At 69.3% G+C, this 23,460-nt stretch carries 24 protein-coding genes and 1 pseudogene; 12 read left to right on the forward strand and 13 right to left on the reverse strand.

Annotation, left to right across the window (positions count from 1 at the left end; genetic code table 11):
* Positions 1–3: 3 nt before the first annotated feature.
* The 6 genes and pseudogenes from BN1959_RS02170 (at position 4) to BN1959_RS02195 (ending at position 6,165) form a co-directional block, all read left to right on the forward strand.
* Positions 4–960, forward strand: a complete 957-nt coding sequence (locus BN1959_RS02170; RefSeq protein WP_053947082.1) for an ABC transporter permease — start codon at positions 4–6, stop codon at positions 958–960.
* Complete coding sequence (locus BN1959_RS02175; RefSeq protein ID WP_079978582.1) at positions 957–1,877, forward strand: ABC transporter permease; 921 nt, start codon at positions 957–959, stop codon at positions 1,875–1,877. The genes BN1959_RS02170 and BN1959_RS02175 overlap by 4 nt, the downstream gene beginning before the upstream one ends.
* Positions 1,878–1,883: 6 nt before the next feature.
* Positions 1,884–2,993 carry an ABC transporter ATP-binding protein gene (locus tag BN1959_RS02180; protein ID WP_053947083.1) on the forward strand — a complete coding sequence of 370 codons (1,110 nt, stop codon included), beginning with the start codon at positions 1,884–1,886 and terminating at the stop codon, positions 2,991–2,993.
* Positions 2,990–3,934 (forward strand): annotated as a pseudogene (locus BN1959_RS02185) (ABC transporter ATP-binding protein); the annotation flags it as partial. The gene BN1959_RS02180 and the pseudogene BN1959_RS02185, both read left to right, overlap by 4 nt.
* Before the next feature lie 135 nt (positions 3,935–4,069).
* Complete coding sequence (locus BN1959_RS02190) at positions 4,070–5,086, forward strand: 5-methyltetrahydropteroyltriglutamate--homocysteine methyltransferase (RefSeq protein ID WP_053947085.1); 1,017 nt, start codon at positions 4,070–4,072, stop codon at positions 5,084–5,086.
* Positions 5,086–6,165, forward strand: a complete 1,080-nt coding sequence (locus tag BN1959_RS02195) for a methionine synthase (protein ID WP_053947086.1) — start codon at positions 5,086–5,088, stop codon at positions 6,163–6,165. The genes BN1959_RS02190 and BN1959_RS02195 overlap by 1 nt, the downstream gene beginning before the upstream one ends.
* Positions 6,166–6,191: 26 nt before the next feature.
* Here BN1959_RS02195 and BN1959_RS02200 read toward each other — a convergent pair whose 3' ends face one another.
* The 5 genes from BN1959_RS02200 to rpl7ae form a co-directional block, all read right to left on the reverse strand.
* Positions 6,192–6,476 carry a hypothetical protein gene (locus BN1959_RS02200; RefSeq protein WP_053947087.1) on the reverse strand — a complete coding sequence of 95 codons (285 nt, stop codon included), beginning with the start codon at positions 6,474–6,476 and terminating at the stop codon, positions 6,192–6,194.
* A gap of 88 nt (positions 6,477–6,564) precedes the next feature.
* The gene (gene ndk / locus BN1959_RS02205; RefSeq protein ID WP_053947088.1) at positions 6,565–7,029 is read right to left on the reverse strand and encodes a nucleoside-diphosphate kinase; all 465 of its coding nucleotides are present in this window, start codon (positions 7,027–7,029) and stop codon (positions 6,565–6,567) included.
* A complete protein-coding gene (locus BN1959_RS15410; protein WP_053947089.1) occupies positions 7,026–7,352 on the reverse strand; it encodes a 50S ribosomal protein L24e in 327 nt (108 codons plus the stop codon). The genes ndk and BN1959_RS15410 overlap by 4 nt, the downstream gene beginning before the upstream one ends.
* Positions 7,352–7,579 (reverse strand): 30S ribosomal protein S28e, encoded by a 228-nt coding sequence (locus BN1959_RS02215; protein WP_053947090.1) that lies wholly within the window; start codon positions 7,577–7,579, stop codon positions 7,352–7,354. Before BN1959_RS02215 ends, BN1959_RS15410 begins: the two co-directional genes overlap by 1 nt.
* 3 nt (positions 7,580–7,582) lie before the next feature.
* Positions 7,583–7,945, reverse strand: coding sequence for a 50S ribosomal protein L7Ae (rpl7ae, locus tag BN1959_RS02220; protein WP_053947091.1), 363 nt, complete (start codon positions 7,943–7,945; stop codon positions 7,583–7,585).
* A gap of 201 nt (positions 7,946–8,146) precedes the next feature.
* Here rpl7ae and tmcA point away from each other — a divergent pair, with 201 nt between their 5' ends.
* On the forward strand, positions 8,147–10,450 hold the full coding sequence (gene tmcA / locus BN1959_RS02225; RefSeq protein WP_053949300.1) for a tRNA(Met) cytidine acetyltransferase TmcA: 2,304 nt from the start codon (positions 8,147–8,149) through the stop codon (positions 10,448–10,450).
* Here tmcA and BN1959_RS02230 read toward each other — a convergent pair.
* On the reverse strand, positions 10,447–10,818 hold the full coding sequence (locus tag BN1959_RS02230) for a 4Fe-4S dicluster domain-containing protein (RefSeq protein ID WP_053947092.1): 372 nt from the start codon (positions 10,816–10,818) through the stop codon (positions 10,447–10,449). The genes tmcA and BN1959_RS02230 overlap by 4 nt on opposite strands.
* Positions 10,819–10,899: 81 nt before the next feature.
* On the opposite strand from BN1959_RS02230, the gene BN1959_RS02235 reads away from it, so the two are divergent.
* A complete protein-coding gene (locus BN1959_RS02235) occupies positions 10,900–11,385 on the forward strand; it encodes a DUF456 domain-containing protein (RefSeq protein WP_053947093.1) in 486 nt (161 codons plus the stop codon).
* On the opposite strand, the gene BN1959_RS02240 is transcribed toward BN1959_RS02235, so the two are convergent.
* From BN1959_RS02240 to BN1959_RS02250, 3 genes are all read right to left on the reverse strand, one after another.
* Positions 11,358–12,209: an alpha/beta fold hydrolase gene (locus tag BN1959_RS02240; protein ID WP_053947094.1), complete on the reverse strand. Its 852-nt coding sequence runs from the start codon at positions 12,207–12,209 to the stop codon at positions 11,358–11,360. The genes BN1959_RS02235 and BN1959_RS02240 overlap by 28 nt on opposite strands.
* A gap of 68 nt (positions 12,210–12,277) precedes the next feature.
* On the reverse strand, positions 12,278–13,672 hold the full coding sequence (locus tag BN1959_RS02245; protein WP_053947095.1) for an amidase: 1,395 nt from the start codon (positions 13,670–13,672) through the stop codon (positions 12,278–12,280).
* A 103-nt stretch (positions 13,673–13,775) separates the two neighbouring features.
* On the reverse strand, positions 13,776–14,390 hold the full coding sequence (locus BN1959_RS02250; protein WP_053947096.1) for a TetR/AcrR family transcriptional regulator: 615 nt from the start codon (positions 14,388–14,390) through the stop codon (positions 13,776–13,778).
* A 334-nt stretch (positions 14,391–14,724) separates the two neighbouring features.
* Between BN1959_RS02250 and metG the strand changes: the two genes are divergently transcribed.
* From metG to BN1959_RS02270, 4 genes are all read left to right on the forward strand, one after another.
* Positions 14,725–16,803 (forward strand): methionine--tRNA ligase, encoded by a 2,079-nt coding sequence (gene metG / locus BN1959_RS02255; RefSeq protein WP_053947097.1) that lies wholly within the window; start codon positions 14,725–14,727, stop codon positions 16,801–16,803.
* Between the two features lie 159 nt (positions 16,804–16,962).
* The gene (locus BN1959_RS02260; RefSeq protein WP_053947098.1) at positions 16,963–18,306 is read left to right on the forward strand and encodes a cytochrome P450; all 1,344 of its coding nucleotides are present in this window, start codon (positions 16,963–16,965) and stop codon (positions 18,304–18,306) included.
* A 72-nt stretch (positions 18,307–18,378) separates the two neighbouring features.
* A complete protein-coding gene (locus BN1959_RS02265; RefSeq protein ID WP_053947099.1) occupies positions 18,379–18,621 on the forward strand; it encodes a ferredoxin in 243 nt (80 codons plus the stop codon).
* Positions 18,622–18,699: 78 nt separating this feature from the next.
* Positions 18,700–21,126, forward strand: a complete 2,427-nt coding sequence (locus tag BN1959_RS02270) for a DEAD/DEAH box helicase (protein ID WP_053947100.1) — start codon at positions 18,700–18,702, stop codon at positions 21,124–21,126.
* A gap of 110 nt (positions 21,127–21,236) precedes the next feature.
* Here BN1959_RS02270 and BN1959_RS02275 read toward each other — a convergent pair whose 3' ends face one another.
* The 4 genes from BN1959_RS02275 to BN1959_RS02290 form a co-directional block, all read right to left on the reverse strand.
* Positions 21,237–21,833 (reverse strand): Sjogren's syndrome/scleroderma autoantigen 1 family protein, encoded by a 597-nt coding sequence (locus BN1959_RS02275; RefSeq protein ID WP_053947101.1) that lies wholly within the window; start codon positions 21,831–21,833, stop codon positions 21,237–21,239.
* Positions 21,834–21,923: 90 nt separating this feature from the next.
* Complete coding sequence (locus tag BN1959_RS02280) at positions 21,924–22,298, reverse strand: iron-sulfur cluster biogenesis protein NfuA (RefSeq protein WP_053947102.1); 375 nt, start codon at positions 22,296–22,298, stop codon at positions 21,924–21,926.
* A gap of 69 nt (positions 22,299–22,367) precedes the next feature.
* Positions 22,368–22,703 carry a DUF5783 family protein gene (locus tag BN1959_RS02285; protein WP_053947103.1) on the reverse strand — a complete coding sequence of 112 codons (336 nt, stop codon included), beginning with the start codon at positions 22,701–22,703 and terminating at the stop codon, positions 22,368–22,370.
* A 48-nt stretch (positions 22,704–22,751) separates the two neighbouring features.
* Complete coding sequence (locus BN1959_RS02290) at positions 22,752–23,399, reverse strand: DUF7504 family protein (RefSeq protein WP_053947104.1); 648 nt, start codon at positions 23,397–23,399, stop codon at positions 22,752–22,754.
* Positions 23,400–23,460 lie beyond the last annotated feature (61 nt).

A 23,460-nucleotide genomic window follows, 5' to 3' on the forward strand; every position in this document is an offset into this window, starting at 1 on the left:
GGGATGGTCTCACGGCTGCAGGCGTTCCTGGTCCGGCGGCTGCTCTGGGCGCTGCCGGTGCTCGCGCTGGTCTCGGTGACGATCTTCGGGCTGATCAGGCTCGTCCCCGGCGACCCCGCGATCGTGATGCTGGGCGCCGACGCGCCGCCGGAGCAGCTCGCCGCTGTCCGAGCCGAACTCGGCCTGAACGAGCCCCTCCCCGTGCAGTACGTCGACTACATCACCGACGCGGTGCAGGGTGACCTCGGCCGCTCCTACGTGAACGACCGCGCGGTCAGCGCGTCGATCGCGTCCCGCCTCCCCACCACGCTGTTTCTCACGCTCGCGGGCTTTCTCGTGTCGCTCACCATCGCGATCCCCGCGGGGCTACTGAGCGCGACCAACCGCGGCGAGTGGCTCGACGGCGTCGGCCTCGGCTTCGGCCTGCTGGGCGTCTCGATCCCGAACTTCTGGCTGGGGATCCTGCTCCTGCTCCTGTTCGGTGTCAACCTCGACTGGCTGCCCGTCGCGGGCTACGTCTCGCCGCTTTCGGACCCGATCGAGGGGATCAGATACCTGCTGCTGCCGGGGATCACCCTCGGCACCGCGATGGCCGCCGTCGTCACCCGGATGCTGCGCTCGGAGCTGCTGGAAGAGCTCCGCCGGGAGTACCTGAACGCCGTCCGGATGAAGGGGACCAGCGAACTCCGCGTGCTCGCCCACGCGACGAAGAACGCGTTCATCCCGGTGGTGACGGTGATCGGGATGCAGTTCGGCTACCTGCTCGGCGGCTCGGTCGTGATCGAACAGGTGTTCTCCATCCCCGGGATGGGCCGGCTGCTGATCGACGCGATCGGGAGCCGGGACTACATCACCCTCCAGGGCGTCGTGCTCGTCTACACGACGTTCTTCGTCGCGGTGAACATCGTCGTCGACGGCGCGTACTTCTACCTGAATCCGAAGCTGCGGGGTGAAGAATGAGCGACGCCGAACCCGGCTCGGACGCTGCTCCGGCCGACACCACCACTGACCGCGCCGACTCGCCGCTGGTCCGCCGCGGGCGGGCGTTCGCCGCCCGCTTCCGCCGGAACAACCTCGCGATGGGCGGACTCGTCGTGACGACGGGCTTCCTACTGCTCGCGCTGCTCGCGCCCGTGCTCGCACCGTACGACCCCGCAGCCGTCGACGTGCCCGCGCGCCTGCAGGGCCCCAGCCTCGCCCACCCCTTCGGCACCGACCGCTACGGCCGGGACCTGTTCTCGCGGGTGCTGTACGGCGCGCGGATCGCACTGCAGGTCGCGGTCGCGACCCCGCTCGTCGCGGGCGCCGTCGGCGTCCCGATCGGGCTGGTCGCGGGTTACGTCGGCGGCCGCGTCGACGACGCGCTGATGCGGCTGATGGACAGCATCTTCGCGTTCCCGGCGATCCTGCTCGGGCTGACGCTGGTGGCGGTGTTCGGGCAGTCGCTGACCAACATCGTCGCCGCGCTGGGGATCGTCTACATCCCGCAGTTCGCCCGCGTCACCCGGGGCAGCGCCGTCTCCGTCGTCGAGGAGGAGCACGTCCGGGTCGCGCGCTCGCTGGGGGCCTCACACGCCCGAATCCTGCTCGTCCACGTCCTGCCGTTCTGCCTCTCGGCGATCCTCGTGCAGGCGACCGTGACGGCCGCACTGGCGATCGTCCTGGAGTCCTCGCTCTCCTTCCTCGGCGTTGGCGTCCCCTCGCCCCGGCCCTCGTGGGGGTCGATCCTCCGGGTCGGCAAGGGGTACGTCGACAGCGGCGAGTGGTGGTACAGCGTGTTCCCGGGCGTCGCAATCGTGATCGCCGTCCTCGGGTTCAATCTGCTCGGCGACGGACTGCGCGACGTGCTCGACCCCCGAACCGACCCCAACAGGTGACTCACGATGGCTGACTCACACACCGCGACCGACGAACGCGTGGCCGCCACGACTGATGACCAGCCGCTCCTCCGGGTCGAGGAGCTCCGCACCACGTTCGGCCGCCGGGAGCCGCTGGTCGCCGTCGACGGGATCGGCTACGAGCTCCGGGCCGGCGAGACGCTGGGGATCGTCGGCGAGTCCGGCGCGGGCAAGTCCGTCTCGGTGCGCTCGCTCGTCGGCCTGATCGACGAGGGTCGGGTCGAGGGCTCCGTCGAGTGGCGCGGCGAGGAACTGATCGGCGCGTCTGCCCGAGAACTCCGCTCGGTCCGGGGGTCGGGGATCGGGATGGTGTTCCAGAACGCCGAGGCGGCGTTCGATCCGACCGAGACCGTCGGCGCCCAGATTGTCGAGGCGGTCCGGGCCAGCCGCGACCTCCCCAAACGGGCGGCCCGAACGGAGGCGATCGACCTGCTCGACGAGGTCGGCATCGGCGATCCCGAGGGTCGCTTCCGTGACTACCCACACGAGTACTCCGGCGGGATGGCCCAGCGTGCGGTGATCGCGATGGCGCTCGCCGGCGAGCCCGACCTCCTGATCGCCGACGAGCCGACGACGGGGCTGGACGTGAGCGTACAGGCCGGCATCGTCGACCTGTTCCGCGAACTCGTCGCCGAACGGGAGATGTCGCTGCTGCTGATCAGCCACGATCTCGGCGTGGTCTCCCAGCTCTGTCGGCGGATCATGGTGATGTACGCCGGCCGGATCGTCGAGCGCGGCAGCCGGAAACAGCTGCTCGGCTCGCCGCGACACCCCTACACGCAGGCGTTCCTCCGCAGCGTTCCCGACGTGGACGAGCGCCGCGACCTCGACCCCATCGGCGGCTCGCCGCCCGATCTCACCGACCCGCCGGCAGGCTGTCGGTTCCACCCGCGCTGTCCCGCCGCCGAGGCCGGGATCTGTGACGGCGCGGCGCCGCCGACGATCCGGTTCGACGACGGCGACGCGAGTGATGCGGACGGCCCCGGCCGCCACGAGGCGACCTGTTACGCCTACACCAACGCCCACCCCGGGGGCGATGACTACGACCGGTCGGCAGTCGAGTCGATCGAGTGGAGCGAGGAGGTGGACGAGTGAGCGACCCCCTGCTCTCGGTTCGGGAGCTGAAGCGCCACTACCCGGTCCGGTCGGGGATCCTCAAGCGACAGACGGGGGCGGTCCGGGCCGTCGACGGGGTGAGCTTCGACCTCCAGCGCGGCGAGACGCTGGCGATCGTCGGTGAGTCCGGCTGCGGGAAGTCGACGCTCGCGGAGACGGTGATCGGGCTCGACGAGCCCACCGACGGAGAGGTGATCTTCGACGGCGACTCCCTCGCCGGCGGCGCGGACAAGGCGTTCCGCCGCCGGGTCCAGATGGTGTTTCAGGACCCGTTCTCGACGCTGAACGAGCGCATGACCGTCGGCCGCATCGTCGCCGAGCCGCTGGTGATCCACGGCGGGCGGGAGGACGACCGGGCGGGGTACGTCCGGGAACTGCTCGAGACGGTGGGGCTCGATCCCGAGCGCCACTACGACGCGTTCCCCCACGAGCTCTCGGGCGGGCAGCGCCAGCGCGTGGGCATCGCCCGCGCGCTCGCGCTCGAGCCCGACCTGCTCGTCCTCGACGAGCCCGTCTCCGCGCTGGACGTGAGCGTTCGCGCCGGTATTCTGGAGCTCCTGCGGGACCTACAAGCAGAGCGCGGGCTGACGTACCTGCTGATCAGCCACGACGTGAGCGTCGTCCGGCAGGTGGCCGACCGCGTGGCGGTGATGTACCTCGGGGAGTTCGTCGAACTCGGCGGTCTCGGGACCGTCCTCGACGACCCGGCCCACCCCTACACTGAGGCGCTGCTGTCGAGCGTCCCGCGAGTCCGGGCCGAACCGCAGCCGGACGAGCGCATCCGCCTCCCCGGCTCGCCGCCAGACTCCGCCGATCCGCCCGATGGCTGTCGGTTCCACCCGCGGTGTCACCTGCGTGAGCGCCTCGACGACGACGCCGCGGCGCGGTGTGTGGCCGCGGACCCGGAGCTCACGGAGCGCGAGTCCGGCGGGGAGCCCCGGCCCGGGAGCGACGACGGACGGACGGTCGCGTGTCACTTCCGACCCGACGGGAATTACTGAAGGGAATTTTCTTAAGTAGTAATTATTAAGCTACTGCATCCGTTACGCATCCCCATGACCGAGCGAGTCGCGACCACGCTGGGATTGCACCCACTGCCAGACTGGGCGAAAGACGAACTCTCGGACCTGAAAGGCCACCAGAAGGGGGATCTCGTCGACGGCGACGAGGAACCCGAGGTCCGCGCGGCGTACGAGCGCGTCCGCGAGGTGCTGATCGAGGACCAGCGCGCGGCCGGCCTCGACCGGCTCGTCGAGGGACAGGGGCGCTGGGACGACTTCCTCGCACACCCGCTGGCGGTCCACGAGAGCGTGGAGACCGGCGGGATCGTGCGCTACTACGACAACAACAACTTCTACCGCGACCCCCGCGTCGTCGACGATCTCGCGGCCAGCGGTGACGTACCCGCCGAACTCGACGCCGCGATGGGGCTACTGAACGACGACGAATCTCTCCAGACGGTCCTTCCCGGCCCCTACACGCTCGCCGAGCTCGCCACCGACGAGCACTACGGCGACGAGGCCGAGTTCCTCGCCGCCATCGCGGCGTTCCTCGCCGGCGAGGTCGAAGCACTCCCGGCCCACGAGACACTGTTTCTGCTCGACCCATCGCTGGTGACCGATCCCCCCGAGGACGACGAGAACGAGCGCGTCAGCGATGCGGTCGACACGGTGGCGAACGCCACGGACGCCGACGTGGTGCTTCAGAGCTACTGGGGCGCCCACGAGGAGAAAACGTACGCCCACCTGATGGACGCCGACGTCGACGCGCTCGGGTTCGACTTCGTCGCCGGCGACCGCGACGCCCACCTGTACAACGTCACCGAGTTCGGCACGAAAGACGACATATCCCTCGGCCTCGTCGACGGGCAGAACACCGCCGTCGAGAGCGCCGACACCGTCGCCGAGCGGATCGACTGGGTGCAGGAGCAGATACCGAGTCAGACGTTCGACACAGTCTACGCGACGCCGAACACCGAGCTCGCCTACCTCCCCGTCTCGACGTACCGCGAGAAGCTCTCGGTGCTGGCCGAGGCGGCCGAGATCGCCCCGGAGACGGAGGTGAGCGCCTGATGGCCCGCGACGCCGCCAACCGCGAGCAGTTCCGTCCCGACGACCACGCACACGACCACTTCCTGCTGACGAGCGTGGTCGGCTCCTACCCCAAGCCGACGTGGCTCAACCGCGCCGACGACCTCGTCGAGGACCCCGACTCCTCCTTCGACGAGGATGACCTCGACGAAGCGCACGACGACGCCTGCCGCCTGATCACCGAGGAGCACGAGCGCGCGGGGCTGGACACGGTCGTCGACGGCGAGATGCGCCGCAACGAGATGGTGGAGTTCTTCGCCGAACGCATCGACGGCTACGAGTTCAACGGCCCCGTGAAGGTCTGGGGCCACAACTACTTCGACAAGCCCAGCGTCGTCGAGGCGGTCAGCTACGACGAGCCGTGGCTGGTCGACGAGTTCGAGTTCACCGACGACGTGGCCGACCGCCCGGTCAAGGTGCCGATCACCGGGCCGTACACCCTCGCGAACTGGGCGTTCGACGAACAGTACGGCGACAGCGAGGCGCTGGCGTACGACCTCGCCGAACTGGTGAACGAGGAGATCGAGAAGCTGGTCGCGGCGGGCGCCCGCTACATCCAGATCGACGAGCCCGCGCTGGCGACGACGCCCGACGACCACGCCATCGTCGGCGGCTGTCTGGAGCGGATCGCCGATGGCGTGCCGGAAAACGTCCGGATCGGCCTCCACGTCTGCTACGGCGACTACTCCCGAATCTATCCCGAACTCAACGAGTTCCCCGTCGACGAGGTCGACCTCGAACTCTGTAACGGCGACTACGAGCAGATCGAGACGTTCGCCGACGGCGAGTTCGCGCCCGACCTCGCGCTCGGCGTTGTCGACGCACACACCGCCGAGGTCGAGAGCGTCGAAGAGATCGAGGAGAACATCCGGCAGGGGCTGAAGGTGGTGCCGCCGGAGAAGCTCACCATCTCGCCGGACTGCGGGCTGAAGCTGCTTCCCCGCGAGGCGGCCTACCAGAAGACCGCCAACCTCGTGACCGCCGCCCGGAACGTCGAGGCCGACCTCGACGCCGGCGAGATCGACGTGCCGGTTCGCGACGCGGCGACTGCCGACGACTGAAACGCCACGAGAAAAGGGATTTTGCGTTACTCGTCGCTCGATTCGATCACGTCGACGACGGGGCCCGCCTCGGCGGCGTCGTCCTCGTCGTCGCTGCCCTCACTCGGCGTGGGCAGGAACGGCGCGATCAGTGCGGCGACGGCTAGCAGCACCGACCCGTACCGGACGGCGTCGACGTACCAGTCCTCGGCGTCGAGGTCCTCGGGGTTCTCGTAGCCGACCAGCATCGAGCGCTTGCCGATCTCGATCGACTTCTCGGGGAGGGCGGCGCCGGCGACGCCGGCGACGAACGTGATGGCTCTCAGGAGCATACACGAACCGTTCGGCCTCCGGACACGAGGCGTTTGCGGTTCCGGCGCCGTCGCTCGCGACCGGGGAGAAAGCGGAGAAGACGAAGCGTTACTCGTACAGCCAGGCTTCGTCGGGGCGCTCGTAGTCGATCAGCTCCGCCTCGTCGAAGAACAGATCGATCTCGCGCTCGTTCGAGCCCGGGTCCTCGTGGTCCGAGGCGTGGATGACGTTGCGTCCGAGGTCCAGTCCGAGGTCGCCGCGGATCGTGCCCGCGGGCGACTCGGCGGGGTCGGTCTCGCCGACCATCGATCGGACCTGTCGGGTCGCGTCCTGTCCCTCCCAGACCATCGCGAAGACGGGGCCGGAAGTGATGAACTCGACGAGACCCTCGAAGAACGGCTTGTCCTCGTGCTCGCCGTAGTGCTCCTCGGCGAGATCACGCGGGATCTCGATGAACTTTCCGGCGACCAGCTTCAGGCCGCGCTGCTCGAACCGGGAGACGATCTCGCCGATCAGGCCGCGCTTGACGCCGTCGGGCTTGACCATCACGAACGTTCGCTCGCGCTCGCTCATTCCTCGTCCTCCTCGTCGGCGTCCGCTTCGGCTTCGTCAGCTTCCTCGTCGGCCTCGGACTCAGCTTCCTCCTCTGCTTCGTCCGCTTCTTCTTCGACGGCTTCCTCGGCCTCTTCCTCGGGTTCGGTCTCCTCGACCTCGACGCCGTGGTCGCCGCCTTCCTCGGTCCACTCCAGATCCCGGGGCTCGCGCCCGAGGTCGGCGTTCTTCTCACATTTCGCCGAGCAGTAGTGGACGACGCTGCCGTTCGTGTGGACGAACATCGTGCCCGTGCCGGGCTCGACGTCGTCGCCACAGTAGTCACAGGTTCGATTCTGGGGCATCAGGCACCTCCGATGGAGTCGGCGTCACGCTGGGTCTCCCGCAGCTGGAGGATGTCGCCCTCCCGCACGGGACCCAGCACGTTCCGCGTGATGATGCGGCCTTGGTTCGAGCCGTCCTGGATGCGGCACTTGACCTGCATCGCCTCGCCGTGCATCCCGGTTTTGCCGACGATCTCGATCACCTCGGCCGGCGTCGATTCCGTGCCGTTCTCCTCTTCTGCGCTCATGGGTTACCGGAGTTCCTCGACCTTCTCGGAGATGTCCTCGACGTCGTCCTCGGCGTCGCCGGCGTCGACGATGCCGGCGGCGGCGCTGCCGACCTCGAGGCCGGCGGCGTGACCCAGGTCGTCCTGAGTCTCGACGAAGACGACCGCGATGCCCTTCTCCTCGGCGAGTTCGGGCAGGTGCATGACGATCTCCTCGGGCTCGACGTCCTCGGCGACGAACACGAGATCCGCGTTCCCGCGCTCGACGGCCTTGGTCGTCTCGTTGGTTCCTTTCTTCACGGTGCCGGTGTCCCGGGCGACCTCGAGCGCGTCGAGCGCGCGGTCGGCGAGGTCGGCGGGGGTCTCGTAGTCGACGTAAACTGGCATTGTTGTAGTACCTCGTCCTGCCTGCGGGCTCGACTGCCCCACCGGAACTGCGTCCCTGACGGTGGGGAGTATCATCAACCCCTGACAGGCTTCGCTCCTCGATTCGCTAGCCCCACGTAAAAGCGTGTTCAAACTGCCGGCACCGTGACAGCGCCCGACACGGGCCGAAACGGGCAAACCGCCGGCGGGCGAACGCCGCCCGTGACCCTCGCTTCGCTCGCCGCCGACCTCCGGTCGGCGGCCACCCGCGCGAACGAACGCCGGCTGCTGGTGCTCTCCGGCGCCGCCGACGCGACCCGCCGCGCCGCCGTCGACGCGATCGAGGCCGCCGATCTGCCGATCCCGGAGTGCACCGCTATCTCGACCGCCGACGACTGGCCGTTCGAACACGTCGGCCCGCGCCGCTCCCGCGAACTGCTCGGCCGCACCCAGCAGGCGATCGTCCTCGACGGCCACGAGGAGTGTTCGCCCAACGCGATTGGCCGCACTGTCGGCGCCGTCGACGGCGGCGGGCTGTACGTCCTGCTCGCGCCCGCCCTCGACGATTGGGCCGAGCGCCGCGACGCCTTCGACGAGACGCTCGCCGTCCCGCCGTTCGAGGTCGACGACGTGGCCGGCCAGTTCCGCCGCCGGCTCGTCGACACGCTCCGTGCCCACCCCGGCGTCGCAATCTGTGAGGTGGAGGCGGGGTACGACGGCCCCGAGAGCGACGCCGTCGCGGTCCGCGACGACGGGCTGACGGACCCGTACCCTTCCCGTCCTCGCCAGACGCCCGAACCGCCCGCGGACGCGACGTTCGACGACGATATCTACCGCGCCTGCAGAACGGTCGATCAGGCCGAGGCGGTCCACGAACTGGCGGCGCTGCGGGGGACGGACGCCGACCCCGCGGTCGTCGTCGAGGCCGACCGCGGCCGCGGGAAGTCGAGCGCCGCCGGGCTTGCGGCGGGCGCACTCGCCCGCGAGGGGCGGGACGTGCTCGTGACCGCGCCGGAGCGCCGCGGCGCTGACGAGATCTTCGCCCGCGCTCGGGAACGTCTCGCTGCTGCCGACGCACTCGCTGATTCCGCGGAGGACTGCGTCTCCGCCGACTCGGGCGGCTGCGTCCGGTTCGCTCGACCCCCGGACACCGCAGACCTCCCCGGCGGCCCGGACGCCGTGATCGTCGACGAGGCCGCCGCCCTCCCGGTCTCGCTGCTCGAACGCTTCCTCGACGGCCCGCCGGTCGCGTTCTGCACCACCGTCCACGGCTACGAGGGGGCGGGTCGGAGCTTCGACGTGCGGTTCCGGGGGAGCCTCGCAGACTCCGGGCGGGAGGTGATCGACGTGCGCCTCGACGAGCCGATCCGCTACGCCGCCGGCGACCCCGTGGAGTCGTGGGCGTTCCGCGCGCTGCTGCTCGACGCGCGGCCCCCGGTCGATCAGTTGGTCGCCGACGCGACGCCCGAAACCGTCCGCTACGAGGAGCTCACACCCGAGCGCCTGCTCGCGGACGAGCACCTGCTCCGGGAAGCGTTCGGCCTGCTCGTGCTCGCGCACTACCGAACCGAACCGGACGACCTCGCCCGCCTGCTCGACGCGCCGAACCTCACCTGCCGTGCGCTGCTACACGAGGGGCGAGTCGTCAGCGTCGGCCTTCTCGCCCGCGAGGGCGGCCTGGGCGAGGACACGCGGGAGCGCGTCTACCGCGGCGACCGAATCCGCGGGAACATGCTCCCGGACGTGTTCACCAGCCAGCTCCGCGATCGCGACGGCGGCATTCCCGTCGGCTACCGCGTGATGCGCATCGCGACCCACCACGCGGTCCGGTCCGGCGGCCTCGGCTCGCTGCTGCTCTCGGAGATCGAAGCGGAGTTCCGGGAGGACGGGGGTCGGGACGCCGACCTGCGAGGCGAGCAGGTCGATTACGTGGGCGTCGGCTACGGCGCCACCCCCGAACTCCTCGACTTCTGGCGGGAGAACGGCTACCGGACGGTCCACCTCTCCACGACGAAGAACGACGCCAGCGGTGAGCACTCCGCGCTGATGGTCCGTCCCCTGAGCGACGACGGCGCAGACCTCGCGGCCCGGCACGCCGAGTGGTTCCGCGGGCGCGCGCCGGGCGTGCTCGCGGGGCCGCTCTCGGGCGTCGACCCGGACGTGATTCGCCGGGCGCTCCGGGCGGTCGACGACGGCGCGGTCCCCGAGGAACTGGGCCTCTCGGAACGCGACTGGCGCGTCGTCGTCGACGCCGCCAACGGGATGGGGAGCTACCACGCCGCGCCGGCGGCGTTCACCGACCTCGCGCTGCGAGAACTGATCCTCGGGAACGCGGGGCTGGAGCCGCCGGCAGAACGGCTACTCGTCGAGAAAGTCCTGCAGAACCGCGAGTGGGACGACGTGGCCGCGGATCTCGACAGGGTGTCGACCCGGATGACGATGCGGGCGTTCGGCGACGCCTGCGAGCCGCTGGTGGAGACCTACGGGACAGCGGCCGCGAAAGCGCACCGCGAGTACTGGGACTAGAGCCCGCTGCCGCCGGCGCGGCTGCCGTCCACGTCGATCGCGTCCACCGGGCAGACGTCGACACAGAGCATGCAGTCGATGCACTGGTCCTCGAAGGTGGGCTCGACCTTGCGCTCGCTCTCGGGGTGGTCGGGCGTGTCGACCCACGTGAACACGTCGACCGGGCAGTCCTCCAGACAGGTGCCGTCGGCGATACAGAGGTCGTAGTCGACGGCGACGTGGGTGCCGTGGATGCCGAGCTGCTCCGGCGGGTCGACGGGCCCCCAGACGGCGACGGCCGCCTCGTCCTGGTCCTCGCCGCTCGCGGCCGCCGCCTCCTCGCCCTCGACGCGCTCACGGTTGCTGTCGAAGTTGGGGTCGATGGGCATAGCCGGAGTTCTCCCGCTCGACGTAAGTATCCGCTGGTGCGCCCGCGGGGATTCTTGTACGCCGGCCGCGTTCGTCCGACCATGATCGACGCCGTGACGGCCGTCACGCTGGCGCTGCTCGTCGGCGCGGTCGTCGCCAGCGTCGTCCCCGGCGTCCCCTCCGGACTGCTCGCGCTGGTGGGCGTCTACACCGAGTACCTCTTCGGGCCCGGGCGGATGGGGCTCTGGCTGCTCCTGAGTTTCACCGTCGTCGGGATCCTCACGATCGTCGTCGACCTGTTCGGCGGTGCGATCACCGGCAGGGCCAAGGGCGCGAGCACGACGACGACGCTGCTCGCGGCCGCCGTGGGGTTGGTGCTCCTGTTCGTCCTCGGCCCGCTGGGGGTGTTGCTGGGGATGTTCGGCACGGTGTTCCTCTCGGAGCTTCGCCGCGACGATCGCGACACGGAGGCGGCGCTCGACAACGCGCTCTGGGCGACGCTGGGGATGCTGGCCTCCGGCGCCGCCGTCTTCCTCCTCTCGGCGTCGATGCTCGCGGGCTACGTGGTGTTCGCGCTCTGGCTCTGACAGCCGCGCAGGAACGCCCGGACCTCCCGCATCGCGGCGTCGTACTGGCTCTGGAACACCGCGTGATCGGCGTCGGGGACGTGGACGAGCCGCCCGTTCGGGAGCGCGTCAGCGGCGTCAAGATCCTCGCGGCGGCGTTCGGGCTCGGCGTCGGCCCGCAGCACCAGCGCCGGCGCGTCGATCTCGGGGAACAGTTCGGCGACGTACGCCTCCTCGGGGTAGCCCTCCCGGGCGATCTCGGCGATCTCGGGACTGCACTCGACGGCCGCCTCGGCCTCCCGTCGGGGTTGGCCCGGCGCGGCGTCGAGGTACTCCTCGGGCAGCTCTTCGGCGTTCTCCTCGGCGATCGCGTCGACGCCGCGTTCGTCCCACTTGGCGACCTGCTCGCGGACGAACGCCGCGCGCTCGTCGGGGCTCATGGGCGCCGGCTCGCCGGTGAACCCCGCCGGGTCGACGAGAACGGCGCCCCCGACTCGCTCCGGCGCCTCGGCCGCGGCGGCGGCCACAGTCGCGCCGCCCATCGAGTGGCCCATCAGCACCGGCCCCGACAGCGCCAACGCGTCGAGCAGCCCGAGGAGATCGGCCGCGCGGTCGTCGACGGTGTAGCCGGTCTCGGGCGCCGCCGACCGCCCGTGGCCCCGGGCGTCGTAGCTGACGACGGTGTAGTCAGCCGCGAGGTCGTCGATCAGCCGGCGTCGGCTCCGGCCGGTGCCGTAGAACCCGTGGGCGTAGACGATCGGCGGCCCTCCGCCCGTCCGGTAGTACCGCAGGTCGACGCCGTTGGCCTCGACGGTGTCGGTCTCCCAGTCCGGCGGTAGATCCATGGCTCCGCGTCAGTGCCGGGAGGAAAAAATCCCCCGACTGCTCGGTCGTGCGATCGTTCGACCGAACCTCAGTCGAGCGCCCGCTCGACCGACTCCGCGATCCGAAGCAGGAAGCCGTCCGCCCCCGGCGGCCCGACCAACTGCAGCCCCACTGGCCGGCCGTCGACCTCGCCGCAGGGGACCGACACGGCGGGCGCGCCGGTGGCGTTGAACGGGGCGGTGTTCTCGACGGTGTCGAGCACCGACACGCCGCCCTTCCCCGGCACGGCGCCGAAGGCGGGCGCCGGGATCGTCGTCGTCGGCACCGCGAGCACGTCGATATCGGTGAACAGCGCCTGCTGGCGGCGGATCGCGCGCCGCCGAGCGTCCCACGTCCGGCCGTACGCGTCGGGCGCACGATCGAGCAGCGCTCGGCCGGTCTCGATCAGGTCCCGGACCCGCCCGGGCAGCGAGTCGCGGCGTTCGTTCGCTTCCCGGAGCGCCGCCCGCAGGTCCGCCGGCAGCCCCGTCCCGAGCAGCCCGCCCCGCGCGAGCAGTGCCCCGAACTCCATCACCGTCGCGGCGTCGTTGGCGTCGACTGCCGCCGCGGCCTCGGGGAACGCCACCGACTCGACCTCGGCGTCCATCTCGACCGCGGCGCTGGTCACGGCCGACTCGATCGCCGCCTCGATCTCGGGGGTGGCGGCCGCCATGAACTCCGCGGGGACGCCCAGCCGCAGCCCCGACGGGGTCCGGTCGAGATCATCGACGAAGGAGAGCCGGGAGGGCGCGGTCAGCGATTCGGGGTGTGTCGCTTCGCGGCCGGCGATCGCTTCCAGTACCTGCGCCGCGGTGGCGACCCCGTCGGCGAGCACGCCGACGTGGTCGTTCGACGGCGAGAGCGGCACGACGCCCTCGGTCGGGACCATCCCGTAGGTGGGCTTGTAGCCGACGACGCCACAGAACGAGGCGGGGATGCGGACGCTGCCGGCGGTGTCGGTGCCCAGCGCAGCGTCGACCTCGCCGCCCGCGACTGCCGCGGCGCTGCCCGCCGAGGAGCCGCCGGGGACGTGCCCCTCGACCGCGGGGTTCTCCGTCCGGCCGCGCGCGCTTAGTTCCCCGGTCGTCCCGAACGCGAACGGATCCATGTCCGTGGTGCCGACGATCGACCCGCCCGCCGCCCGGAGCCGTTCGACCGCGACGGCGTCGATATCGGGCGTCCACTCGAAGCAGTCGGTACCACAGGTCGTCGTCACGCCGCCGACGGCGATGTTCTCCTTCACCGCGAGATCGAACTCGGCGAGCGATCCCGACAGCGGCGCGTCGGCGATGAACGTCTCCGCGAAGGCGTCGTAGGGGTCCGCCCGATCCTGTGGATACGGCGGATCGAACGCGCCGGCGACGCTGTCGGCCGGCAGCGACCGGACCCGCTCGAGGTAGTCGTCGACCCAAGCCTCGACTCGTGGCGGGTCGGCGTTCTCCATGTCCGGCCGTTTTCGCCGTACGCATAAGGGCTGTTTGGCCGCTACATTCCTCGCCCCGGGCGGTCCCCGCCCTTGAGGGAGGGGTTCCCGACCGCGACCGACCCTACTCCTCGACGATCAGTGAGTCGATGACGAACTCGTCGATGGCCTGTAGCGCCTGCTCCGGCGCGTCGTCGTGGCCAAGCGAGAGCTTCCGTTCCCGGGCCGCGTGGATCACGTCGGTGATGAGTTGGCCCGTGCGCTCGGGGTCGGTGTTCCGGAACTCCCCCTGCTCGATCCCCTCGGTCACGACCTGCGTGATGCCGCCCCGGAGGCGTCGGTGGTGTTCGTCGAATATCTTCCGGTGGCGCTCGTCGTTCTGTGCGTGGGTGAACAGCTCGTGGTACACTTTCATCCGCTCCCAGTGGTCGAACTCCTCGAATCCCGGCCCGAACAGACACTGCCGGACGCGGAGATCCAACTCCTCGCGGGGCGGGACGTCCCGGTCGACCTCGACGCTACCCTCGTACTGTTCGATGATGTACTCGAGGAAGTTCGCCAGCAGGTCGTACTTCCCGTCGTAGTGGTAGTGGATGATCTGGCGGGTCTTCTCCATCTCCTCGCCGATGTCCCGCATTCGGAGGTCGGCGTAGCCGTGCTCGCTGACGGCTCGGAACGTCGCCTCCATGATCTCGGTCCGGGTTTCCTCGGGGACTCGATCCTCCCCCAGCTCGCTCATATGCGCTATACCCCGGTGGGCTATATAGCGCTTTTCTCGTTTGGCGCCCCCACCGAGCGACTGAAGCGTCCCGACCCGGCGACAGTCGTTGACTGAACCGCTGACGGTAATTCACACACCCCCGGGAGCTTTTTGCGTTTTGGGGCGCTCTGCTCGGCCGTGTTCCCCACTCGTCGCCGCGGTATGCGTGCGCCGTAGCGACGGGTGGAGCCTTCTCGGCGCCGGCGCGGGGTAGGACACGCGGCGGCGCCGTCCGGTGAACCCCTCGTTCCCGGGCACCGTTCGACCACCGAAACCGGCGGGCTTTAGGCCCGCATCGACAACTTCCACCCAGATGAGCCACGAGGAGTTCCCGACCGACCGTCCCGCGGTGGTGACGTGTGGACTGCCGTACGCAAACGGCGACCTCCACATCGGTCACCTCCGGGGGTACACCGCGGCGGACGCGCTGCATCGCTCGATCGAGAAGCTCGGCCAGCAGTCGGCGTACGTCTGCGGCTCGGACATGCACGGCACCCCCATCGCGGTCAACGCCGCCGAGGAGGGCGTCTCCCCCGAGGAGTTCGCGATGGGCTACCACGAGAAGTACGCCGAGACGTTCCCGAAGTTCAACGTCGAGTTCGACAACTACGGCCACACCCACGACGAGACGAACACCGACATCACCCGGGAGTTCGTCGAGGAGCTCGAAGCAGCGGGCTACGTCTACGAGGACCAGATCATGGTCGCGTGGGACCCCGAACAGGACCAGCCGCTGCCCGACCGCTACGTCGAGGGGACCTGCCCGTACTGCGGTGAGCAGGCCCGCGGCGACGAGTGTGACGAGGGCTGTGGCCGCCACCTCGAACCCGGCGAGATCGAGAACCCCGTCTCGACGCTGACGGGTAACGCCGCGGAGTACCGCGAGCGCGAGCACAAGTACTTCGCCGTCTCCGAGCTCGCCGACTACCTCTCCGAGTTCCTCGACCGCCTCGAAGGGACGTCCAACGCCCAGAACCAGCCCCGCGAGTGGATCGAGGAGGGGCTACAGGACTGGTGTATCACCCGAGACATGGACTGGGGGATCGACTACCCCGGGGAGGACGACCTCGTGCTGTACGTCTGGGTCGACGCCCCGATCGAGTACGTCTCCTCCACGAAGCAGTACTCCGAGCGCGTCGGCGCCGACGAGTACGACTGGGAGGAGGTCTGGGGCCGCGACGGCGGCGACGGCGGCGAGATCGTCCACGTGATCGGCCGCGACATCATCCAGCACCACACGATTTTCTGGCCGGCGATGCTCCACGCGACGGACCACGCCGAACCGCGCGCGGTCTGTGCGACGGGCTTCGTCACCATCGACGGCAAGGGGCTCTCGACCAGCCGGAACCGCGCGATCTGGGCGGATGAGTACTTAGACGAGGGGTTCCACCCGGGCCTGCTGCGCTACTACCTCACCACGATGGGCGGGTTCCAGCAGGACCTCGACTTCACCTGGGAGCGCTTCCAGGAGCGCGTCAACGGCGAGCTCGTCGGGACGGTCGGCAACTTCGTCTACCGCTCGATGCTGTTCGCCGCGCGGAACTTCGACGGCACGCCCGACGCCGACGTGAGCGACGACGTGCGGGCGGAGATCGACGAGGCCGTCGACGCCTTCGAGCGTGCCGTGAAGAACTACGACGTGCGCAACGCCGGCGACGCCGCGGTCGAACTCGCGCAGTTCGGCAACGAGTACATCCAGCAGCACGAGCCGTGGCAACTCGAGGACGGCAGCGACGAGCAGGCACAGGTCATCCGTGACTGTCTGCAGGTCGCGACCGCTGTCGCCGTGCTGCTCGAACCGATCTGCCCCGAGAAGGCCGAGACGGTCTGGGCGCAGCTGAACGTCGACGCCGACGTCCACGCCGCCGAGACCGACGCGGTGGACGCCGAGCCGGGCGCGTTCGACGAGCCCGACGAGCTGTTCGAGAAGATCGAGGACGACCGCGTCGACGAACTCGACGCGGCGCTCGCGGAGAAAATCGAGGCCGCGACCGCGGACGACGAAGACGAGAACGAGGACGACGAACCCGAGGACACCGAGATGACCGACACCGAGCTCGAACCCCTGATCGACGAGCGTATCGACTTCGACAGCTTCGAAGGACTGGACATCCGCGTCGGCCGCATCGAATCGGCCGAGGGAATCGAGGGTGCGGACAAGCTGATGCGGCTGGAGGTCGACATCGGTGTCGAGACCCGCCAGATCGTCGCCGGGCTGAAGCAGCTCCACGACGCCGACGAGCTCGAGGGCGAGTCGGTGATCGTGCTCGCGAACTTGGAGCAGGCGGAGCTGTTCGGCGTCGAGTCCAACGGGATGGTGCTGGCCGCCGGCGAAGAGGCCGACCTGCTGACGACGAAAGAAGGCTCCGAGCCCGGGACGAAGGTCCGGTGACAGTGATGGTCGACCGTCACGTGCCGAAAGTGCGGTGACAGTGATGGTCGACCGTCCCGTGCCGAAGGTGCGGTAACGGCGACGAGTAGCGGCCCAATCAACCCGATCTTCTCTGACACGAAACCGGGGTTTATGCCCGATTAGCACGTACGACAAACAATGTCGCGAACCCCGCCCGGTCCCAAGGGCCAGCCCGTGTTCGGGAGCAGTCACCAGTACGCCCGCGACCCGTTCCGGTTCGTCACGGGGCTCGAACAGGCATACGGTGGCGTGAGCCGGTTCGACATGGGGCCGCTCGACACGTACGTGGTCACCGACCCCACGGCGATCGAGCGGATCCTCGTCTCCGAGGCCGAGCGCTTCGGCAAGCCGGCGTTTCAGGACGACGCGCTCGGCGACCTGTTGGGCGACGGGCTCCTCCTCAGCGAGGGCGACACGTGGCGCCAGCAGCGCACGCTGGCCCAGCCGGCGTTCGACATGGCCCGGCTCTCGGGGATTGCCGACCGGATCGTCGACCACACCGAGTCCCGCCTCGCCGACTGGAACGACGGCGACCGCATCGACGTGGAACAGGAGATGACGACGGTCACCATCGACGTGATCCTCGACCTGATGATGGGCGTCGAGCTCTCTCGGGACCGGCTGGAGCACGTCCGCGAGCAGCTGGAGCCCCTCGGCATGCGGTTCGAGCCCGACCCCGTCCGGTTCGCGCTCCCGGAGTGGGTGCCGATGCCGGGCGACGCCGAGTTCGACGCCGCCGTCGCCGAACTGGAGGGCGTCATCGACGACATCGTCGCCCAGCGCCGCGGCGACGTCGGCACGGACGACGACCCCGACGCGCCGATGGACTTCCTCTCGGTGCTCATGCGGGCCCGAGCCGACGGCGAACAGACCGACGAACAGCTCCGGGACGAGATGATGACGATGCTGCTTGCGGGCCACGACACTACCGCGCTGACGCTGACGTACACGTGGTTCCTGCTGTCGGAACACCCGGAGGTCGAGCGCCGCCTCCACGAGGAGGTCGACGCCGTCGTCGACGACGGCCGCCCGACGATGGCGGAGATGCGGGAGTTGGAGTACACCGAGTGGGTGATCAAGGAGGCGATGCGGCTCTACCCGCCGGTGTACACCATCTTCCGGGAGCCCCGGGAGCCGGTCGAGGTCGGCGGCTACACGATCCCCGAGGGCGCGGCGATCATGCTCCCCCAGTGGGCGGTCCACCGCTCCGACGACCACTGGGAGGACCCGGCGTCGTTCGACCCCGAGCGCTGGCGCCCCGAGCGGGCGACGGAGCGCCCGAGGTTCGCGTACTTCCCGTTCGGCGGCGGGCCGCGCCACTGTATCGGCAAGCATCTCGCGATGCTGGAGGCCCGCTCCATCGTCGCGACGACGGCCAGCCGCTTCCGTTTGGCGTACGAGGGCGATACCCCGCTCGAACTCCTGCCGACGCTGACGGCCCACCCCCGGAACGGGATGCCGATGCGCGTCGAGCGCCGCTGAGGTCCGACCCCGCCTCGGGAACGCTTCCGGCGACACCAACCACTTAGCACCCACCCGTACAACCCACCGACTATGCGTATCGAGTACGACCGGGACACCTGTATCGGGATGTTCCAGTGTGTCGCCGAGTGGGACGCCTTCGAACGCGACGAGGACGCCGGGAAGGCGGTTCTCGTCGACAGCGAGGAAGCCGAGGACGACCTGTTCGTCCGCGAGGTGCCCGCGGACGCCGAACTGGACGCGAAGTTCGCCGCGCGGGCCTGCCCCGTCGACGCCATCCGCGTCTACGACGACGACGGCGAGCAGATCGTCTGAAACCCCGCCGAACGCCCCCGTTTCAGTTCCACCTCGCTCGCCGAACGCTTATCGGCGAGCGCGCCCCAGTATCGCCAAATGGCGGCCACCGACGACGTCGGCCGGATCGACCACCCGCTACTGACACCCGACTTCCTCGAACAGCGGCGCTACCAGCTCGAACTGGCCGGCACCGCGAAGGCGGCCGACACGCTGGTCTGTCTCCCCACCGGGCTCGGGAAGACCACCGTCTCGCTGCTCGTGACCGCCGAACGGCTGCACGAGGTGGGCGGCAAAGCTCTCATGCTGGCGCCCACGAAGCCGCTGGTCCAGCAGCACGCCGAGTTCTACCGCGAGGCCCTCCAGATCCCCGAGGAAGAGATCGTCGTGTTCACCGGCGACGTGAGCCCCGAGGACCGCGCCGAACTCTGGCAGTCCGCCCGGATCGTCATCGCGACGCCGCAGGTCGTCGAGAACGACCTCGTCGGCAACCGCATCTCGCTGTCGGACGTGACCCACCTCACGTTCGACGAGTGCCACCGCGCGACCGGCGACTACGCCTACGTCTACATCGCCGAGCGCTACCACGCCGACGCCGAGAACCCGCTCGTGACGGGGATGTCGGCCTCCCCCGGCGGCGACGAGGAGGAGATCCTGCAGGTCTGTGAGAACCTCGGGCTGACCGAGGTGGAGGTGATGACCGAGGAGGACGCCGACGTCGACGAGTTCACCCACGACACCGACGTCCAGTGGGAACGCGTCGAGCTCCCCGACGAGATTCTCGAGATCCGCGAACTGCTGAACGAGGTGATCACGGAGCGACTGGAGGACTTGAAGGAGCTCGGCGTCACCAACACCACCCAGCCCGACCTCTCCCAGAAGAAGCTCAACGGGATGCGCGCCGAACTGCAGAAGCTGATCAACAACGACCAGAGCGAGGGGTACCAAGGGATGAGCACCCACGCGGAGGTGATGAAGCTCCGCCGCGCCGTCGAACTGGTCGAGACCCAGTCCGTCGAGTCGGTCCGCCGCTACTTCGAGCGCCAGCGCGAGGACGCCCGCTCCTCCGGCGCCTCGAAGGCCAGCCAGCGCATGGTGAGCGACCCCCGCGTGCGCCGCGCGATGCGGAAAGCCGACACGTACGACGGGCTCCACCCCAAGTTCTCGCAGGCCCGGATCCTGCTCGCCCAGACGCTCGGCATCGGCGACGGCGAGCGCGTCATCGTGTTCACCGAGTCCCGCGACACCGCCGAGGCGCTGACGTCGTTTCTCGGCGAGAGCTTCGAGACCCGGAAGTTCGTCGGGCAGGGTGACAAGGAGGGGTCGGACGGGATGACCCAGAAACAGCAGCAGGAGCGGCTCGATCAGTTCCGCAACGGCGAGTTCGAGGTGCTGGTCTCCACCTCCGTCGCCGAGGAGGGACTCGACGTGCCCGAGGTCGACCTCGTGCTGTTCTACGAGCCGGTCCCGACCGCGATCCGCTCCATCCAGCGCAAGGGTCGAACCGGGCGACAGGCCGAGGGGAAGGTGGTCGTTCTGCTGGCGGAGGACACTCGGGACGAGGCGTTCTTCTGGATCGCTCGCCGGCGCGAGCAGGAGATGGAGGACGAGCTCCGGAAGCTGAAAGGCGTCGCCGACGAGGTCGAGGAGGAGCTCGACGACGCCCAGCAGGCGCTTTCGGAGTTCGATGGGGCGTCGGCGAGCAGCGAGGAGGACGACGACTCGCGGGAAGAACGACTGGATCCCGGACTCGACGATTTCGCTGCGGGCGACGAAGGGAGTGAATCGACCGACGACGCCGAGGATGACGCCACCGAGGGCGTCGTCGCGATCGCCGACTCCGACCCCGAGGAGGAGGAGATCGAGATCGTCGTCGACCAGCGCGAGCTCGACTCGCCGATCGCGAGGGAGCTCTCTCGCCGGGAGGGCGTTCGAACGCGCCTCGAGACGCTGGAGGTCGGCGACTACGTGCTCTCGGACCGGGTCGCCGTCGAGCGCAAGTCGGTCGCGGACTTCCTCGACACGCTGACCGGTGGCGACCGGTCGATGTTCGAGCAGGTGGGTGACCTCTCGCGGGCGTACGCCCGGCCAGTGGTGATTCTCGAAGGCGAGGACCTCTACGGCGAGCGCAACGTCCACCCCAACGCGATCAGGGGGGCGCTCTCCTCGCTGGCGATCGACTTCGACGCGAGCGTGCTCCGCACCGAGGACGAGGACGACACCGCCGACCTGCTCGAAGTGGTCGCCGGCCGCGAGCAGGAGGAGAGCGATCGCACGGTGTCGGTCCACGGCGAGAAGTCGGGGAAGACGCTGGCCGAACAGCAGGAGTACGTCGTCGGCAGCGTCGCCGACATCGGCCCCGTGACCGCGCGCGCGCTGCTCGAGCAGTTCAAAACGGTCGAGGCGGTGATGACTGCGAAGAAGGCGGACCTGCTGGAGGTCGACGGGATCGGCGAGGTGACCGCCGACCGACTGCGGGAGGTCGTCGGGAGCGAGTACACCGGCGACGTTGACGAGAATCTTTGATCCTCGTCCGCCAACCAGAACGCGAAGCGTTCTGGTGACGGCTCGTGATCTGCTGGGACCTCCGTGTCCCAGCATCGGAACCCATGCCGTCGCCGTGTCACACCGAATACCTACTGTTCCAGCGCCGCCAGCGCCTCCGCCGCCTCCTTCGAGGCTTCGAGCCACTCCTTCGCCGTCCGGGGATCGGTGGCCTCGTTCGCGTTCCGTGCCGTCGTCGTCACCGCGCGCTGGAGCTCGGCTCGCGGCCCTGCGGCGTCGGTGGCCGTCGGTTGGGCTGCTCGCTGCCCTTGCGCCGGCTGCGTATCGCCGCTCGGTCCGGCCTGCTGTCCGCCGTCGGCGCCGCTGCCAGTTTCGGGCTGCGGAACCGGCTCGGCGCCGTTCGCCCGTTCGGCGCTCTGAGGCGGCTCAGTCGTCGGCTGCTGTGACTGTGGCTGCACCGGCTGCTGTGGCTGCTGCTGCGGTTCCGCCGCCTGTTGGGTGTCCGCTGGCTGCTCCTGTCCGCCGGCGCCGCTGCAGGTCGGACAGAACGTCTCCCCGCCGTCGCGGAACAGCGGGTCGCCGCAGTTCTCGCAGTGCTCGTTGGTCATCGTCGCCCCCTGTAGCAGGAGTTCGCTCATGCGCTGGGTCTCCTCCCGTTTCTCCTCGTCCTTCTCGAACTTCTCGCGGAGCTTCTCCCGTTCGGCCTCCTTGTCGAACTCCTCGCTCATGGACGAGGGTTGGCGCTCCGTACTGAAAAGGCGTGGTAGTCCGGCGGCGCCGCTACGCGGTCGAAAACACGGGAACTCGACGAGCGAGCGTTAGAACGGGGCCTGGGGCCCTTCGTCGTCCTCGCCGTCGTCGTCGCCCTCGCCGGGGAAAGAGGGGCTCATACTGTCGCCGCCGGTGCCGCCGAGGTCGCCGTCGGCGCCGCCGCCCATGCCCGTGTCGGCTTCGACTTTGTCGATCTCGGGGATCTCCTTGACCATCCGGGACTTGATCGCCTGGATCGTCATCGGGGAGATACCACAGCCCGAACACGCGCCGCCGAGCTGGATGTGCACCACGCCCTCCTCGCGGTCGAGGTGGGTGATCGAGGACGAACCGCCGTGCATCTGTATCTGCGGGAAGTTTCGCCGCAGGAAGTTGCTGATGCGGTCGCGAAGGTCGTCGCCGGACTGGCTCTCCGTGCTCATACGTTCACTTCGCGAGCGGGCGGCTTATGCCTTTGGTTCGGCACAGTCCGAACACGTTCGCTACCCGCCTCAGGGCTCGTTCTCGGCCCGTTCGACGCCGAACAGCTCGTGGAGCTCGGCGACGATCTCGTCGGTGTAGCGATCGAGCGTCTCGGTCAGTGTCTCGCTGTCGGCGTCGACCGCCGTCACGCGACCCGTGGGGTTCTCGGGGAGTTCGACCTCGAAGCGGCCGTCGACGAAGTGGGGTTCGGACTCGTTGAGCACCTGCTGGTCGATCGCGTGGATCAGGTCCGAGTCGAACTGTCCGTTCATCGTCTCGAACGCGTTCTTGTAGGCGCGCTGGAGCTCGGCGAAATGCTCGGTGTACTTCTCCTCCTCGAACGTGTCGGGATCGAACTCGGCCATTACCCGCGGTTGGCGCGGCGGCGGCAAAAGTGGGGCGAATCGGCGGGCTCAGAACGCGACCCACTCGTCCGGCTCCCCTCCCGGCTCGTGATACTGGAACGACCGCCCGTCGTCGTCACGCCTGGTGGTGATCACGGCGTCGAACGGCTGGGTGAGCGTGTTAACCGCCTGCTCGCCGGCGGCGTCGTCGTCGATCACGGCGACGGTCGGCCATCCCATCCCCCCGGACTCGGCGAGCAGCACGCGCAGGAACTGGTACACCTGTTCGGTGTCGCTGTACATCAGCAGCTCCGACAGCGAGTAGAGGCCGACGGCGACGTGCTCGACGCCGTCGTCTTGGAACTGATCGACGAGATCTGTGAACTTCACGCCGACTTCGGTGAGGTTCTTCGGCGAGGAGGCGTAGCGGACGAGCTCGCCGCCGCCGTCGTCTTGCCCCTGTACTCGGCTGGCGCAGTCGACGACGCCGAAGCAGTCGGGGTCGCCGTAGGCGGCGAAATCATCGCGGGCGCCGCGGTTCTGCCGGCTGGTGGAGACGAAGATCGAACAGTCCGCGAGCGAGCCGAGCAGGCGGAGGAGCAGATCGTACTTCCCGGACATCGCGGGGCCGCGAACGAGCACGCTCTTTCCGGCAGCGAGCTCGCTGATCGGGATGGCGGAGTCCAGGGCTTCGCTCGTGGGCTCCTCCATTTTCATACGCACACCTCGCGGTGAGAACACAAAACCCTGTTCCCTCCCCCCGTCTGTCCGGTCCGGG

Source organism: Halolamina sediminis (genome assembly GCF_001282785.1).
GTDB classification, from domain to species: domain Archaea; phylum Halobacteriota; class Halobacteria; order Halobacteriales; family Haloferacaceae; genus Halolamina; species Halolamina sediminis.

What these genes read in the sequence shown, in the direction of transcription:
- BN1959_RS02275 (WP_053947101.1), bottom strand. Translation starts at nt 21,833, where the DNA reads ATGAGCGAGGAGTTCGACAAGGAGGCCGAACGGGAGAAGCTCCGCGAG.
- BN1959_RS02280 (WP_053947102.1), bottom strand. Translation starts at nt 22,298, where the DNA reads ATGAGCACGGAGAGCCAGTCCGGCGACGACCTTCGCGACCGCATCAGC.
- BN1959_RS02170 (WP_053947082.1), top strand. Translation starts at nt 4, where the DNA reads ATGGTCTCACGGCTGCAGGCGTTCCTGGTCCGGCGGCTGCTCTGGGCG.
- BN1959_RS02195 (WP_053947086.1), top strand. Translation starts at nt 5,086, where the DNA reads ATGGCCCGCGACGCCGCCAACCGCGAGCAGTTCCGTCCCGACGACCAC.
- BN1959_RS02200 (WP_053947087.1), bottom strand. Translation starts at nt 6,476, where the DNA reads ATGCTCCTGAGAGCCATCACGTTCGTCGCCGGCGTCGCCGGCGCCGCC.
- ndk (WP_053947088.1), bottom strand. Translation starts at nt 7,029, where the DNA reads ATGAGCGAGCGCGAGCGAACGTTCGTGATGGTCAAGCCCGACGGCGTC.
- BN1959_RS02260 (WP_053947098.1), top strand. Translation starts at nt 16,963, where the DNA reads ATGTCGCGAACCCCGCCCGGTCCCAAGGGCCAGCCCGTGTTCGGGAGC.
- BN1959_RS02250 (WP_053947096.1), bottom strand. Translation starts at nt 14,390, where the DNA reads ATGAGCGAGCTGGGGGAGGATCGAGTCCCCGAGGAAACCCGGACCGAG.
- BN1959_RS02285 (WP_053947103.1), bottom strand. Translation starts at nt 22,703, where the DNA reads ATGGCCGAGTTCGATCCCGACACGTTCGAGGAGGAGAAGTACACCGAG.
- BN1959_RS02175 (WP_079978582.1), top strand. Translation starts at nt 957, where the DNA reads ATGAGCGACGCCGAACCCGGCTCGGACGCTGCTCCGGCCGACACCACC.
- BN1959_RS02215 (WP_053947090.1), bottom strand. Translation starts at nt 7,579, where the DNA reads ATGAGCGCAGAAGAGGAGAACGGCACGGAATCGACGCCGGCCGAGGTG.
- rpl7ae (WP_053947091.1), bottom strand. Translation starts at nt 7,945, where the DNA reads ATGCCAGTTTACGTCGACTACGAGACCCCCGCCGACCTCGCCGACCGC.
- BN1959_RS02235 (WP_053947093.1), top strand. Translation starts at nt 10,900, where the DNA reads ATGATCGACGCCGTGACGGCCGTCACGCTGGCGCTGCTCGTCGGCGCG.
- BN1959_RS02245 (WP_053947095.1), bottom strand. Translation starts at nt 13,672, where the DNA reads ATGGAGAACGCCGACCCGCCACGAGTCGAGGCTTGGGTCGACGACTAC.
- BN1959_RS02290 (WP_053947104.1), bottom strand. Translation starts at nt 23,399, where the DNA reads ATGAAAATGGAGGAGCCCACGAGCGAAGCCCTGGACTCCGCCATCCCG.
- metG (WP_053947097.1), top strand. Translation starts at nt 14,725, where the DNA reads ATGAGCCACGAGGAGTTCCCGACCGACCGTCCCGCGGTGGTGACGTGT.
- BN1959_RS02265 (WP_053947099.1), top strand. Translation starts at nt 18,379, where the DNA reads ATGCGTATCGAGTACGACCGGGACACCTGTATCGGGATGTTCCAGTGT.
- BN1959_RS02270 (WP_053947100.1), top strand. Translation starts at nt 18,700, where the DNA reads ATGGCGGCCACCGACGACGTCGGCCGGATCGACCACCCGCTACTGACA.
- BN1959_RS02240 (WP_053947094.1), bottom strand. Translation starts at nt 12,209, where the DNA reads ATGGATCTACCGCCGGACTGGGAGACCGACACCGTCGAGGCCAACGGC.
- BN1959_RS02190 (WP_053947085.1), top strand. Translation starts at nt 4,070, where the DNA reads ATGACCGAGCGAGTCGCGACCACGCTGGGATTGCACCCACTGCCAGAC.
- BN1959_RS02180 (WP_053947083.1), top strand. Translation starts at nt 1,884, where the DNA reads ATGGCTGACTCACACACCGCGACCGACGAACGCGTGGCCGCCACGACT.
- BN1959_RS02230 (WP_053947092.1), bottom strand. Translation starts at nt 10,818, where the DNA reads ATGCCCATCGACCCCAACTTCGACAGCAACCGTGAGCGCGTCGAGGGC.
- BN1959_RS15410 (WP_053947089.1), bottom strand. Translation starts at nt 7,352, where the DNA reads ATGCCCCAGAATCGAACCTGTGACTACTGTGGCGACGACGTCGAGCCC.